Origin of the sequence: Pseudomonas putida (genome assembly GCF_028682175.1) — a bacterium.
GTDB lineage: Bacteria > Pseudomonadota > Gammaproteobacteria > Pseudomonadales > Pseudomonadaceae > Aquipseudomonas > Aquipseudomonas putida_AD.
On record NZ_JANHKS010000053.1, the window covers coordinates 23,048 to 36,411 of the forward strand.

At 62.4% G+C, this 13,364-nt stretch carries 12 protein-coding genes; 8 read left to right on the forward strand and 4 right to left on the reverse strand.

All coding sequences use genetic code 11. From position 1 onward, the window contains the following. Nucleotides 1-39: 39 nt before the first annotated feature. Entirely contained in the window at nt 40-1,152 is a 1,113-nt protein-coding gene (locus NPS29_RS24725) for a DUF1615 domain-containing protein (protein ID WP_274135813.1), read from the reverse strand. 87 nt (nt 1,153-1,239) lie between these two features. Between NPS29_RS24725 and NPS29_RS24730 the strand changes: the two genes are divergently transcribed. From NPS29_RS24730 to NPS29_RS24755, 6 genes are all read left to right on the forward strand, one after another. Further along, nucleotides 1,240-1,788 carry a cysteine hydrolase family protein gene (locus NPS29_RS24730; protein WP_274135815.1) on the forward strand — a complete coding sequence of 183 codons (549 nt, stop codon included), beginning with the start codon at nt 1,240-1,242 and terminating at the stop codon, nt 1,786-1,788. 1,115 nt (nt 1,789-2,903) lie between these two features. Continuing rightward, nucleotides 2,904-4,307: a sodium:solute symporter family protein gene (locus tag NPS29_RS24735; protein WP_274135817.1), complete on the forward strand. Its 1,404-nt coding sequence runs from the start codon at nt 2,904-2,906 to the stop codon at nt 4,305-4,307. Nucleotides 4,308-4,374: 67 nt separating this feature from the next. Continuing rightward, nucleotides 4,375-5,328, forward strand: coding sequence for a 2-hydroxyacid dehydrogenase (locus tag NPS29_RS24740; protein ID WP_274135818.1), 954 nt, complete (start codon nt 4,375-4,377; stop codon nt 5,326-5,328). A 197-nt stretch (nt 5,329-5,525) separates the two neighbouring features. Then, the gene (locus NPS29_RS24745; RefSeq protein WP_274135820.1) at nt 5,526-6,173 is read left to right on the forward strand and encodes an HAD family hydrolase; all 648 of its coding nucleotides are present in this window, start codon (nt 5,526-5,528) and stop codon (nt 6,171-6,173) included. A gap of 199 nt (nt 6,174-6,372) precedes the next feature. Continuing rightward, nucleotides 6,373-7,593 carry a putative DNA modification/repair radical SAM protein gene (locus NPS29_RS24750; RefSeq protein WP_274135822.1) on the forward strand — a complete coding sequence of 407 codons (1,221 nt, stop codon included), beginning with the start codon at nt 6,373-6,375 and terminating at the stop codon, nt 7,591-7,593. Then, complete coding sequence (locus NPS29_RS24755; RefSeq protein ID WP_274135823.1) at nt 7,590-8,483, forward strand: TIGR03915 family putative DNA repair protein; 894 nt, start codon at nt 7,590-7,592, stop codon at nt 8,481-8,483. The genes NPS29_RS24750 and NPS29_RS24755 overlap by 4 nt, the downstream gene beginning before the upstream one ends. A 112-nt stretch (nt 8,484-8,595) precedes the next feature. Here NPS29_RS24755 and NPS29_RS24760 read toward each other — a convergent pair whose 3' ends face one another. Together NPS29_RS24760 and NPS29_RS24765 are read right to left on the reverse strand one after the other, a co-directional pair. Continuing rightward, nucleotides 8,596-9,636, reverse strand: a complete 1,041-nt coding sequence (locus tag NPS29_RS24760; RefSeq protein WP_274135824.1) for an alpha/beta hydrolase family protein — start codon at nt 9,634-9,636, stop codon at nt 8,596-8,598. A gap of 432 nt (nt 9,637-10,068) precedes the next feature. Beyond that, nucleotides 10,069-10,674: an FMN-dependent NADH-azoreductase gene (locus tag NPS29_RS24765; protein WP_274135826.1), complete on the reverse strand. Its 606-nt coding sequence runs from the start codon at nt 10,672-10,674 to the stop codon at nt 10,069-10,071. A 130-nt stretch (nt 10,675-10,804) separates the two neighbouring features. Here NPS29_RS24765 and NPS29_RS24770 point away from each other — a divergent pair, with 130 nt between their 5' ends. Beyond that, a complete protein-coding gene (locus tag NPS29_RS24770; protein ID WP_274135827.1) occupies nt 10,805-11,713 on the forward strand; it encodes a LysR substrate-binding domain-containing protein in 909 nt (302 codons plus the stop codon). Between the two features lies 1 nt (nt 11,714). On the opposite strand, the gene NPS29_RS24775 is transcribed toward NPS29_RS24770, so the two are convergent. Further along, nucleotides 11,715-12,800 carry a hypothetical protein gene (locus NPS29_RS24775; RefSeq protein WP_274135828.1) on the reverse strand — a complete coding sequence of 362 codons (1,086 nt, stop codon included), beginning with the start codon at nt 12,798-12,800 and terminating at the stop codon, nt 11,715-11,717. 187 nt (nt 12,801-12,987) lie between these two features. Here NPS29_RS24775 and NPS29_RS24780 point away from each other — a divergent pair, with 187 nt between their 5' ends. Further along, nucleotides 12,988-13,338: an MmcQ/YjbR family DNA-binding protein gene (locus tag NPS29_RS24780; protein WP_274135829.1), complete on the forward strand. Its 351-nt coding sequence runs from the start codon at nt 12,988-12,990 to the stop codon at nt 13,336-13,338. Nucleotides 13,339-13,364: the final 26 nt, after the last annotated feature.

Consider the following 13,364-nt stretch of genomic DNA (forward strand, 5'->3'; position numbering starts at 1 on the left):
GTCACTGCGCTGTGCGCTGGCTCACAGAACCCGATGGGCTTATTTCAGTTTTCCGGACGCGCGTGCCATGCAACGCACCCTGCGCTCCTCCACGCGCTGGGCAAACCAGGCAGTGGTGAGCTTGCGGGTGATCTTAGGACTCTCCAGCACGATGCCCGGCAGAATCGCCCTGGGCAGCGGCTTGCCGGCAGCCTTGTCGGCCAGGGCATAGATTTGCTTGTAGAGGTCGGTGTCCTCGAAGGCCAGGGTCTCACCCTTTTCGAGGTCGCTGCGGATTGTGGCGTTGCGCATGCCCAATTGCGTGTGCAGGCTGCGCACGGCCAGTTCGGTCTGGCCCAGCGACGGCCCGAAGCCATAGGCGATCAGGTCGCCATCCAGGGCCAGGCGCTTGCCGGACACCCGCGCCACTGCACTCTGGAACGCGGCGTTGCGGCTGGCGTACCAGCCGGCATTGAAGTCGGCGAAGCGGTACAGGGGTTTGTCATAGCTGACCGGATAGCCCAACAGGTGGGCTATCCCGAAATACATGCCGCCCCGTCGGGTGAACACCTCATGTCGGATGGAGGCCTCAACGGTGTAGGGATAATCCTGGGCCTGACGCTGGGCAAACTCGATGCTGACCTGCATGGGACCTGCGGTGTGCACCGGGTTGAAGTTGCCGAACAACGTGCGCCCCAGCGGCACTATGCCGATGAAATCATCGAAGATCTGGCTCAGGTCCTTTTCGGTGCGCGCCGCGCTCAGGCGCTCGTTGTAGGTCTTGCCGGTGGGTGAGCGAATATCCAGCGCGCTGCGCACCAGCAGATTGGGGATGTGAGCCTTGCTGGCGCGGCGGTCGATTTCATCCTGGGCGATCTTGCCCATGCCGGGCACGGCGGGATCGACCTTGAAATTAGACTCCTGCTCGGTCACGGCCAGCACCGAACAAAGGTTCTCGACGGTGGGGTCGAGCTTCTGGCTTTCGAAGGCTGTGTAGATATCGGTGGCCCAACCTGGCCGGTCCGCGACACTGGCAGGCAGCAGGCGCACGATTTCGCTGCGGACCACGTCCGGAGCGGGCGGTGGTGTCTGGTTGCGCTGGGTGCCGCAAGCGGCCAGAAACGCCAAAATGACCAGCAGGCCGATATTTCTGGCGGACCGTTCTACGCTCATTCTCAGATTTCCTCGCTGGATGTCGGCGCAGCCTATGCCCGATTGATAGCGCAGGTCCAATAGAGCCTATTTGAAAAGGAACCCGACATGCCTAGATCCGCACTCATCCTGGTGGATATCCAGAATGACTACTTTCCCGGCGGCAAATGGCCGCTGGTCGGTGCCGACACTGCCGCCGACAACGCCGCCAGGGTGCTCAAGGCCACCCGCGAGGCGGGTGATCTGGTGGTGCATATCCGCCATGAGTTCACCAGCGATGACGCGCCCTTCTTCACCCCGGGTTCTGCCGGGGCGAACCTGCATTCGAAGGTCGCGAACCTGCCTGATGAAACGGTGATGCTCAAGCACTTCCCCAATTCGTTCAGGGAGACCGGCCTTGAACAATTGCTCGATCAGCACGGCATCGAGGATGTCACGGTGGTCGGTTCCATGAGCCACATGTGCATCGACGCCACCACCCGCGCCGCAGCCGACCTGGGATACAAGGTCAAAGTCGTGCACGACGCCTGCGCCACCAAGGACCTGGAATTCAATGGCACCCTCATCCCCGCCGCCCAGGCCCACGCCGCGTATATGGCGGCGTTGGGGTTTGCCTATGCAGAGGTGGTGTCGACCCAGGATTTCCTGCAGCGCTGATTTCCGCGGTCCTGTATGCGCGCTCCTTCAGTGATGGGGGTATGCCTGTTTAGAACGTGTCGCCTGGCCCACCGCGATCGCGAGCAAGCTCGCTCCTACAGGATTTTGGTTCGCCAGATGCCAGGCGGCGGGTGCGGACGTTGTAGGAGCGCGCTTGCCCGCGACGGCGGCGGGACGGACGAAGGCGATTCAACTGATTAACCGCGATCCTCTGTAGGAGTGAGCTTGCTCGCGATAACGGTCTGCCTGCCTGCACATCATCGTCTGGAAGGCCGCCGTCGCGGGCAAGCGCGCTTCTACAGTGATGGGGGTATGCCTGTTGCGAACGTGTCGCCTGGCCCACCGCGATCGCGAGCAAGCTCACTCCTACAGGATTTTTGTTCGCCAAGTGCCAGGCGGCAGGCGCGGACGTTGTAGGAGCGCGCTTGCCCGCGACGGCGGCGGGACGGACTAAGGCGATTCAACTGATTAACCGCGATCCTCTGTAGGAGTGAGCTTGCTCGCGATAACGGTCTGCCTGCCTGCACATCATCGTCTGGAAGGCCGCCGTCGCGGGCAAGCGCGCTCCTACAGTGATGGGGGGATACCTGTTGCGAACGTGTCGCTTGGCCCACCGCGATCGCGAGCAAGCTCACTCCTACAGGATTTTGGTTCGCCAGATGCCAGGCGACAGGCGCGGACGTTGTAGGAGCGCGCTTGCCCGCGACGGCGATGCATGGGGCAACACAGCATGCGCAGATGCAACGCCACCGCGGGCAAGCATGCTCCTGCAGATGCAAGCGTTAGTGGACAGAAGAAGATTGATTGGCGTTGTACGATGACGTATAACGAAGACTTCGTATTGAGTTGTCCATCCAACGCTAATCACGAGCCTCTAATAAAAATGACAATACACACACTCACACGCCACAACTACGCCTCCAAACCCTCCTCCCTGCACCGCAAGCCCTTCTCGCGACCCTGTTGCAACAGCCATTCGTAGCCCACGACTGCCCTGACCAGGCTTCGATAGCACGCGCGCGAATGGGGCATGTCGTCTGACAACAGCCCACCGCCGCACGACCTCTTTGCAACACCGACACCCCACGCACCCCTTTGAGGGTACGGAGAGAAACATGGACCCAAGAATAACAATCATCCTCTGTCTGACCGCCGGCTACTTCATCGTCATGTCCTACATCGGCTACAGCGTGCGCAAACACGCCAAGAGCAGTGACGGCTTCACCGGAGGCGGCCGCAGCTTTCCGCCCTTCCTAATCGGCGCCCTGTTGCTGTCGGAATTCATCGGCAGTTCGGTGAGCATCGGCACCGCGCAGAAAGGCTTCGAAGCCGGCATTTCCGCCGCCTGGAACCTGGTCGCCCTGTCCATGGGTTTCCTGTTGCTGGCCCTGGTGCTCGCCAAGAAGTACCGCGAGACGGGCCTGAACACCATTTCCGGGATCCTTGCGCAGAACTACGGCCAGGGCACGCGCTATGCAGCCTCGGTGCTGACCATCTGCGCCCTCAGCATCGTTTCGGTGGCCTTGTATGCCAGCGGCGGCGCGGTACTGGCTGCGGTGCTGAACATCGACAAGACCCTGGCGATCCTGCTGGTGGGTGTGATCACGGTGTTCTATGTCAGCGTCGGCGGCATGCGTTCGGTGGTCTACACCAACTTCGCCCACGCGGTCATCAAGTACATCGGCATCGTCCTGGCACTCGCCTTCGCGCTGAACGCCACCGGCGGTATCGGTGCGATGCAGGCCAGGCTGCCTTCCGCCATGTTCGATTTCACCGGTGTGGGCTGGGGCCAGATTTTCGCCTGGATGATCGGCGGCATCGGTTCGATCTTCGCCACGCAATACGTGATTCAGGCCCTGGTCAGCACCAAGGACCACAAGACCGCCAAGCGCGCGTGCTTCTACGTATCGTCGCTGATGATTCCGTTCGGCATCATGGCCGCGCTGATCGGCATGGCGAGCGCCTACCTGTACCCCGGCATCAAGTCCATCGACGCCTTCCCTGCCCTGATCGCCCACATGCCGACCTTCTCCGCAAGCCTTGTGGTGATCGGCCTGGCCGGTGCATTGTTCGGCGGTATCTCGGCCAACACCCTCGCCTCGGCAACCCTGGCGATGAAGGATTTCTACGACCCCTTCTTCAACAAAGAGAAGAACGATCGCAAATCGGTGGTGTTCATCCGTCTGGCCATCGTGGTGATCGGATTCCTGCCGCTGATCCTCGCGCTGTTCGCCGACAAGATCCTGCTGATCGCCTTCCTCGGCAAAGCCCTGCGCGCCACCCTGGCGGTAATCGTGCTGATGTGTTTCTACGCACCGAAATTCGGCTCGGGTCGAGGCGCACTGGCGGGCGTGATCCTGTCGGTCATCTCCACCATCGGCTGGTTCCTGGCCGGCAATCCGTACGGCATCGACAGTTCGTATTTCGCCCTGTTCGCCCCGCTGCTGACCATGGCCATCGCCGAACTGCTCAAGACCGGGCGTTCCGAGGCGCAACCTGTGTTAAACAAGAACGGCTGATTCCGTCTTCATCCGTGCAATCGGTGCGTGGCTCGCGCCGCACGAGCCACGCCACAAGGAGGAAAAAATGAGCGACAAGAAAGCTGATGTGCTGGTCTGGGGCCCGATGCATGCCTCGCTGACCGCAGGGCTGAACCGCGACTTCAACGTGCACAACCTCTGGGAGATCAAGGACCTTGACGCCTGGGTCGCTGAACACGGCGCCAAGGTGCGTGGCGTGGTCACCAGCGGTGTCTTTGGCACCGACAACGCCCTGCTGGAGCGTTTGCCCAATTTGGAAGTGGTCAACAGCTTCGGCGTCGGTTATGACGCCAACGACACCGATTACCTGGCCCGCCGCGGCATCAAGCTGAGCAACACCCCGGACGTGCTGAACAATGCCGTCGCCGAAACCGCACTGGCGCTGATGCTGTGTGTGTCCCGGCGTATCAGCGAGGCCGAGCGCTTCGTGCGGGCCGGCAAGTGGATCGGCGGCAAATTCCCGCTGGGCAACGACCTGTGCGGCAAGACCTGCGGCATCGTCGGCCTGGGCAAGATCGGCAAGACCATCGCCAAACGCGCCGCAGGCTTTGACATGAACATCGCCTACTACCGTCGTGGCCAGGCTTATGCCGATGTGTCCTACACCCATTACGGTGACTTGCAGGAGCTGGCCAAGGCGTCGGACTACCTGGTGGTGATCGTGCCAGGCGGCCCGGAAACTGAGCGCCTCATCAACCGTGACGTGCTCAAGGCCCTGGGTTCCAGATCCTTCCTGATCAACGTCGCCCGTGGCTCGGTGGTGGATGAACAGGCGCTGGTCGGCGCGTTGCTGGAAGGCGACATCGGCGGCGCCGGGCTGGACGTCTTCGAGGACGAACCCAATGTGCCGGCCGAGCTGATGAAGCTCGACAACGTGGTCCTGACCCCGCACATCGGCAGCGGCACTTTCGAGACGCGCCAGGCCATGGCGGATCTGGTGTTCGCCAACGTCAGCCAGTATTTCGAAGATGGCTCTCTAGTCACTCCCGTTCAGCTTTAAACGCTCATCACTTGCGGGCCCGGCGCGTTTTGTCCGGCCCGCACCATCGGCTTGCGGCTTGCAGCTTATAACTTGCGGCTGCTTTCTGTGACCGTAGGTCAGTCTTCACCCCCGCCTGCCAACTTTTCCGGATAATGCCGGTCCAACCGCGCCATTAGCGCTCGTAGCCTTTATTGAACAACCCGGGGGAATCCTGCTTGAACATTGCCGGTGTCATTTTTGATTGCGACGGGACCCTGGTGGACAGCGAACGACTGGCCGCCGGGCTTCTGCGTGACATTTTGCAGGAACATGAGGTTTCGCTGAGTCTTGAGCAGGTGCTGGGCCGCTTCCGTGGCGTGCAGTTTGCCCTGTGCATGGAAGGCCTTTGCCGCGACTATCCCTGGCTGCCCAACATCGAGATCGTCAACAGTTTCCGCGCCCGCACCCTGCCGCTGCTGCAGGAGCGCCTTGAAGAAATGCCCGGCGCGGTGGAGTTCGTGCGCAGCCTCTCGCTGCCCAAATGCGTGGCCTCCAACGGGCCGCGCAGCAAGATCGAAACCTGCCTGAGCACCGTGGGCCTGCTGGATGTGTTTCATGGTTTGATCGTCAGTGCCTACGAAGTGCAGGCCTGGAAGCCTTCGCCGGTGCTCATCGAGCATGCGGCGGATCTGTTGGGGCTCAAGCCCGAGGAATGCCTGCTGGTGGAAGACAGCGTGCCGGGCGTTCAGGCCGGCCTGGGCGCAGGCGCGCAGGTGGCCGGGTATGGGCATGACACCGACTTTTCCGAGTTTTTCGACCACGCCAATTTTCACCGGGTGCAGAATTTCGGCGAGTTGCGCGAGCTGGTGCAGCGCATCAGCTGACGCCTATCCCCGGAGCAGCACGGCTTGCCGGCGGGAGCGGTGTATCTGGGAAAGATGTATCCACTGCCCCACCGCCCCGCCGGCAAGCCGTGCTGCTACGGGGGACGTGTCAAGATTTCTATTGAAAATCCATCCATTCGACGCTTGTTAGTCGCCCTTCAACCCGATACTGTATATAAAAACAGTATCGGGTATTTCCATGCAGCTGATCGACAAGCTGAGCATCCTGGCCGACGCCGCCAAGTACGACGCCTCCTGCGCCAGCAGTGCCGCGCCCAAGCGCAGCTCCGAGGGCAAGTCCGGGCTTGGCAACAGCACCGGCATGGGCATCTGCCACAGCTATACGCCTGATGGCCGCTGCGTCTCGCTGCTGAAAATCCTGCTGACCAACTTCTGCCTGTATGACTGCCAGTATTGCGTCAACCGCCGCTCCAGCGACGTGCCCCGGGCGCGCTTCACCCCTGAGGAAGTCGTCACCCTGACCCTGGATTTCTACCGGCGCAATTGCGTCAGCGGGTTGTTCCTGAGCTCCGGCATCATCCGCTCGGCCGACTACACCATGGAGCAACTGGTGCGCGTTGCCAAGCTGCTGCGCGAGGAACACGAGTTTCGCGGTTATATCCACCTCAAGACCATCCCCGAAGCCGATCCCGCGCTGATCGAGGAAGCCGGACGCTACGCCGATCGCCTGAGCGTGAACATCGAACTGCCGACCCAGGCCGGCCTGCAGACGCTGGCGCCGGAAAAGGAAATGGGTTCGATCAAGCAGGCCATGAACACCATCTACACCGGCCAGCAGACAGTGCTCAACGAACCCAGGGCGCCGCGCTTCACCCCGGCCGGTCAAAGCACGCAGATGATCGTCGGCGCCGATGACACCGACGACAGCACCTTGCTGCACACTGCCGAATCGCTGTACGGCGACTATCGCCTCAAGCGCGTCTATTACTCGGCGTTCAGCCCCATTCCCAACAGCCCGAAAAGCGTGCCGCTGGCCGCCCCGCCGCTGATGCGCGAGCACCGCCTGTACCAGGCCGACTTCCTGCTGCGCGGCTATGGCTACAGCGCGGGTGAACTGCTGGCGGGGCCGGGCCACCTGGCGCTGGACATCGACCCGAAACTGGCCTGGGCGCTGGAACACCGTGACGTCTTTCCGCTGGACCTCAACCGCGCCGAGCCTGCGATGATCGCGCGCATTCCTGGCATCGGCATCCGCACCACAAAGCGCTTGGTCGAGTTGCGCCGCGAACGGCGAATTCGCTATGAAGACCTCACCCGCCTGCGCTGCGTACTGGCCAAGGCCAGGCCGTTCATCATCACCAGCGACTACCATCCACGTTCTGCCGAGAGTTCCAGCGTCTCGCTGCGTGAGCAGTTGCGTGACCGTCCGCAGCCGCGACAGATGGCGTTGTGGGCATGATCATCCTCGACTGCGACGACCGGTTCGACACCTGGCGCCAACAGGCGCGCTGGCTGTTGAGCCATCAGATCGATCCCGATCAGGTCAGTTGGAGCCTGCGCGAGGACGCCGACCTGTTCAGCACCGACCAGCAGTACCCTGACACGCCTGGGCCTTTTCAGGCGCGGGTGCCGATGGCCTTGCTCGACCTGCTGCAGAACGCCGGCCAATATTGCGGCGAACAGCGCTGGAGTCTGTTGTACGAGGTGCTGTGGCGGGTCAGCCATGGCGACCGCACCGCGATGCTGGCCGGGGACAAGCTGGGCAGCGAGCTGCATCGGCGCCTCAAGCGGGTCAGTCGTGAAGCGCACCACTTGCATGCATTCCTGCGTTTCGTTGCCCTGCCCGGTGCAGCCCATGGCAAGGATCTGGCGGTAAAAGCCGCGCTGCTGGAAACCCACAAGCTGCCGGAGTTCGTGGCCTGGCATGAACCGGCCCATGACATCCTGCTGACTGCCAGCGAGCATTTCATCGGGCGCATGGGCAGGCATTGCTGGATGATCGCAACGCCCAAGGATGGCGTGTTTTACGACGGCGAGCGTCTGATCTATCAGCGCCAGTGCCCCGAGGCCTGGAAGACCCTGGCGCGCAACGCCGAAGATCCCCACGGCGAATTGTGGCTGACCTACTACAGCCACATCTTCAACCCGGCGCGGCTCAACCCCAAGGTGATGCAAGGGCACCTGCCTGCGCGTTTCTGGAAGAATTTGCCGGAGGGGCCACTGATACCGGCGCTGATCAGCGAAGCGCGTACCGGCAAGCAGCGAGACGGTCAGGCCCGGCAGATTGCCGAGCGGCGAGGAAAGGTAATTCGACAGCCCACGGAGATGAAGGCGACACAAAACCTGTAGGAGTGAGCTTGCTCGCGATAGCGGTAGACCTGTGAAATCAGTGTGCCTGATGCTCCGACATCGCGAGCAAGCTCACTCCTACAGGTCCCCATTCAGCTTTAGAACATGCCAATCACTGCCGATGCACCGCCGTCTGCATGCCTGCCGTACTCATCGGTGTTCCCAGCGCGGTGCCGAAGAAGCGCACGGCCTCGCTGCTGAGGTTACGGTGGATGTCCTCGCGGTCCACTCCCACCGGATCGGTGCACAAACCAGGCTGGGTCGCCCGTTGCAGGTCATCGCAAGGCGCCATGAACACGAAGTGTCCGGCCCCGGGAAACAGTTTGAAGTCCGACACCTCGGGCAACTTGCGCGCCAAGGCTTCGGCGTTCTTGTCGATGGCCAGCAATTCATCACCATCGCCGCTGTAGAGCAGCACCGGCACATGCACCTCAGACAAGGTATGCCGACCGAACATCAAGCCCAGTGGCGCCATCAGCATCAAGGCGCCAACACGGGGGTCGGCCTGGGCGTGCAGGTCATCGCGGTCAGCCAGCAGTTCGCCCTGGGTCTTGCAGGCATCGCGGTCCTGAGGCCGCTCCATGCAGTACTGACGCAAGCGCTGCAGGTCAGGTTGGGCGCCGGCGAGAATCAGCGCGGTTTCGCCCCCTGCCGAGTAACCGATCACCCCCACTCGCCGGGCACTGATATAGGGCGAGAGCATCGGGTCCAGCAAGGCGGCGCTGATCGCTTCGGAAATCTGCTGCGGGCGGCCATACAGGTTGCTCAGGCTGCCCAGGCGGCTGTGGTCCAGATAGTTGTCACCGGGGTGAAACACCGCCACCACCACAAAGCCACGGCGCGCCAGCGAGGTGGCCAGGTCATGCTGGGCCAGGGGCGTACCGGCATTGCCGTGGGAAAGCATCAGCAACGGAAAGCGCCCCATGGCGATGGTGGCGTCCTGGGTGGCCTCGACGGGATAGCCCTGGACGCGGGTCATCTGGTCCTGGTCGGTGGACGGGTAAAACGCGTAGGCGTGCATGGGCCGGGAGTCTAGAGGATCGAGGAACGTCAGCTCATGAAAGCCGACGCTCCAGTTCGCCAGTTCGCTGGCCTGCACCGAAATCAGGCTGCCGAACAGGGCCAGTACCATCGCTGCACAAAGACGCATCATTGCAATGCCCCTCACCTTGTAGATCCATGCCCTGGAATCCAGACCCGAGATGTCTGATGTCCTTGTAAATCGGCGGCTGTAGCCATATGACCGGCGCGCGCCGAATACATTCAACACCGCTTTCAAAGCGGCTTGCAGATCAATAGTGCACAAGACGGGCCAAACTCTGGAGAAACCGAAAAACTGGCCATTCCACGTACTGCGTCGACCAAACCGGGCGGCGATTCTACCCGCAACCCTTACACGTTACTCGCAAAGAAATCGCAAAGCCTGTCGCCCGGCTGAACGGGTGGTGACAAGGCGCCATAAACGACAAAAGCCCCATCGTCCGCTGGCTTGGCGCCGTTGAACGATGGGGCTTGCGGTGACACTGTCTGCTACCTCGGTGCATCGCTACACAATGCGCCGCTTAACGCCTGAAGAGGTCAGACATCAGGCAAACAGGGTTTCCTCGATGTGTTTCTTCGCAGCGCTCATGGCGTTGGCACGTGGCTCGTCGCCATAGGCCAGGCCCTGTGCGTGGACGAATTGCAGGTCGGTGACGCCGATGAAACCGAACAGCACCTTGAGCAGGTCGTCGTGGCCGGCGCTGGTTGGCTGACCGCTGTGCAGGCCGCCGGCGGTGGAAACCACGATCACTTTCTTGCCTTTGCACAGGCCTTCAGGACCGGCTTCGGTGTAGCGGAAGGTGCGGCCGGCAACGGCGATGCGGTCGATCCAGGCCTTGAGTTGGCTGGAGATGCTGAAGTTGTACATCGGTGCGCCGAGAACCACGACGTCAGCCGACAGGAATTCCTGCAGCACGGCTTCGTTGGTGTCCACTTCGCGGGCTTGAGCAGCGTCGCGGCCTTCAGCCGGGGTGCCTGCTGCGGCCAGGGTGGCGCCGGAGAAATGGCTCAGTGCGTCGTTCGCCAGATCGCGGTACACCACTTCGGTGCCCGGATGGGCGGCGGTGAAGGACTCGACAACGCCACGGCTCAGCTGGCGCGAAGCGGAATGATCGCCGAGGATGCTGGAATCGATGTGCAAGAGTTTCATAACGGGCTTCCTGAGTGAGTATCGCCGCTGGGCGACTGAATGGTGATCATCCTACCGCGCAAGCCAATAGCTGATTAGTCGGCAAAAATGCGATAGTTTGTCCCACTCACAGGACAATCAGATTTAACCCATGCAAGATCTCAACGATCTCTACTATTTCGTCCAGGTGGTCGAGTGTGGCGGGTTTGCCGCCGCCGGCCGCGCGCTGGGTATTCCCAAGTCCCGGCTATCCCGGCGTATCGCGGAGCTTGAAACTCGACTCAACGCCAGCCTGCTGCAACGCACCACGCGCAAACTGGCCCTGACGACCATCGGCGAGCGCTATCTGCAGCACTGCCAGGCCATGTTGCTGGAGGCGCAGATGGCCGACGAAGCCGTGGCCAGCCTGTCGTCGGAGCCTCGCGGGCGCTTGCGGGTGTCTTGCCCGGTGGGCATGACCCATTGGGGCCTGAGCGACGTGGTGACGGCATTCCTCGAACACCACCCGCACGTGCAACTGGAGTTGTTGCTGGTCAACCGCCGCGTCGATCTGGTCAACGAGAGCATCGACGTGGCCTTGCGCGTACGAGACATCGGCGACGAAGACCCCAGCCTGATCGTTCGCCAGCTCTCGCCAGCCGAAGCGGTGCTGGTGGCCTCCCCGGCCCTGGCCGCCAGCCACAGCATCCAGACGCCCCAGGATCTGGCCAGCCTGCCTGCGCTGGGCGCCATCGACGCTGACCGCAAGGTGCATTATCAACTGGTGCATCAGGACGGTCGGCGCTTTGAGGTGGTGCTGGAGCCGCGCCTGGCCATCGACGATTTCCCGATCCGCAAGGCGGCCGCCCTGGCGGGGCTGGGTATCACCATGCTGCCGATGATGAACTGCCATGAAGAGTTGGCCGACGGCAGCCTGGTGCGTCTGTTGCCCGACTGGTCAATGCCCGGTGGCAACCTGCAAGCCGCCTATACCCAGCGGCGCGGGTCCTTGCCCGCCGTACGTGCCTGGATCGACCACGTGACGGCGGCGTTCTCGGGCCAGTCCATGGGCTGCGCCTGAATCAACTGAAATCCAGCGGCGCGGCCCCGGTGAAATGCCGATACAGCACCACCGAGCGCAGCATCAACTCGCGCCTGCGTTCGTAGGCGCTCGGCGCGCATTTAGCGTATTCGTCCAGTTCACGGCGCACTCGCCCCTCCGCGCCTTCGGCAGCAGCCTCCACAGCGCGGTTGGCACAGGCGGGCAGCGAATTGCGGATGCGCACATTGATGAGCAGTTCCTCGGTCGCGCCCTCCCCGGGAGGCACCACGGCCAGACTCTTGTCCCAGTATTTCGTGAGCCAGGCCTCGAGTAGCCAGATCTGCGCCTCCTTGGTGCGCAGCGCGGCGCGGACCCAGGTACGAAAGGTCTGCCAGTCCAGTGACGTCAGCGCCGGGTTCTTGTACTTTCTGCAGTACCCGACATTGTGCGGGTTGTTGAAATGCTTGAACGCGGCGCCTTCCAGGTCAACGTCGATGGCCAGCGGCGCGCACACGCCTGCCGCCCGCAACTGACCATAAACACCTCCCTGGGTTGGCGGATAGAGCGCGGGACTGGTCAACCGGGCGAACGCCGACCGATGCTCGGCGGGCACCACGCCGCTTTGTAGCACGTAGTCCATGAAGGCGATCAGGTCGCCTTGATCCAGATGGGCGATGCCGACGCCGCCCACGCCGTAGCTCATCAGATGCTTGCCGGCGTTGGCGCTGGTCTGGGCGCTCCAGTCGCTCTGGGCCGGGTCCTGGGGCAGGCCTGCGGGGTCCTCGATGCCCCATTGCGCCACGCCAAGTGTCAGGGCCAGCAGCCCCAGCCCCAACTGAGCCGCGCGATCCGTGGGCCGGTCGCGGTAGTCGAGCATCAGGCTCTTGACGAACTCGGCCTTGAGCGTCTCGCCCTTGATGTTGTCATCGGCCTGGGGCGACCAGCCGCCGCGCTCCAGAATCTGCTCGACCACGGCGTCCGGCAACGACACCTGCGCCGCCTCTGCCGGGGCGATGGCAGCTGCAAGTTGCCTGAGGTTCAAGCCGGGCCCCACCGTGGCGCCAGCGGTCCACGGCAGACAAAACACCGCGCCGCCGAAAAGAATGTCGCGTCGTGTCAAAGGCATTGCGTTTCTCCAGATGCTGACCCGCCTGCCTGCAACGGCGTTGACCGGGTATGGCAATGCATCCTGCAAAAATGATGGACGCGACCGATCCGCTCGATCACACCCTGGCGTAAAGGGTGACAGGCGCTACAAGACTGAATCTGTTAAAACGGACACCGGACAGATTCACTGATCGAACAGGAACCCTATGAACATCGAAGACGTCGCCGAGTTTTGCCTGGGCCTGCCAGGTGCGCGGGAAGATTACAAATGGGGTGGCGTGCGGGTGTTCTCGATTGCCGAGACTAAAATGTTCGCGGTAATGGGCCTTGCCGGCAATGACCTGTCATTCAAGGTGGGGCCTGATCTGTTCCTGGGCTACATCGACCGTCCGGGCGTGCGCCCTGCCCCGTACCTTGCGCGGGCGCACTGGGTCACCCTGACCTATCCGTTCGCAATGAGCAGCGAAGAGCTACGCGAGCTGCTGACCCGTTCCCATCAACTGGTGGTCAGCAAGCTGCCCAAGCGCCGGCAAGTGGCGCTCAGGCTCGATGCTTGAACACGTCTGCAAGTTTTGCCACCCCG

What these genes read in the sequence shown, in the direction of transcription:
- NPS29_RS24760 (WP_274135824.1), bottom strand. Translation starts at nt 9,636, where the DNA reads ATGATGCGTCTTTGTGCAGCGATGGTACTGGCCCTGTTCGGCAGCCTG.
- NPS29_RS24725 (WP_274135813.1), bottom strand. Translation starts at nt 1,152, where the DNA reads ATGAGCGTAGAACGGTCCGCCAGAAATATCGGCCTGCTGGTCATTTTG.
- NPS29_RS24755 (WP_274135823.1), top strand. Translation starts at nt 7,590, where the DNA reads ATGATCATCCTCGACTGCGACGACCGGTTCGACACCTGGCGCCAACAG.
- NPS29_RS24730 (WP_274135815.1), top strand. Translation starts at nt 1,240, where the DNA reads ATGCCTAGATCCGCACTCATCCTGGTGGATATCCAGAATGACTACTTT.
- NPS29_RS24780 (WP_274135829.1), top strand. Translation starts at nt 12,988, where the DNA reads ATGAACATCGAAGACGTCGCCGAGTTTTGCCTGGGCCTGCCAGGTGCG.
- NPS29_RS24770 (WP_274135827.1), top strand. Translation starts at nt 10,805, where the DNA reads ATGCAAGATCTCAACGATCTCTACTATTTCGTCCAGGTGGTCGAGTGT.
- NPS29_RS24775 (WP_274135828.1), bottom strand. Translation starts at nt 12,800, where the DNA reads ATGCCTTTGACACGACGCGACATTCTTTTCGGCGGCGCGGTGTTTTGT.
- NPS29_RS24735 (WP_274135817.1), top strand. Translation starts at nt 2,904, where the DNA reads ATGGACCCAAGAATAACAATCATCCTCTGTCTGACCGCCGGCTACTTC.
- NPS29_RS24765 (WP_274135826.1), bottom strand. Translation starts at nt 10,674, where the DNA reads ATGAAACTCTTGCACATCGATTCCAGCATCCTCGGCGATCATTCCGCT.
- NPS29_RS24750 (WP_274135822.1), top strand. Translation starts at nt 6,373, where the DNA reads ATGCAGCTGATCGACAAGCTGAGCATCCTGGCCGACGCCGCCAAGTAC.
- NPS29_RS24740 (WP_274135818.1), top strand. Translation starts at nt 4,375, where the DNA reads ATGAGCGACAAGAAAGCTGATGTGCTGGTCTGGGGCCCGATGCATGCC.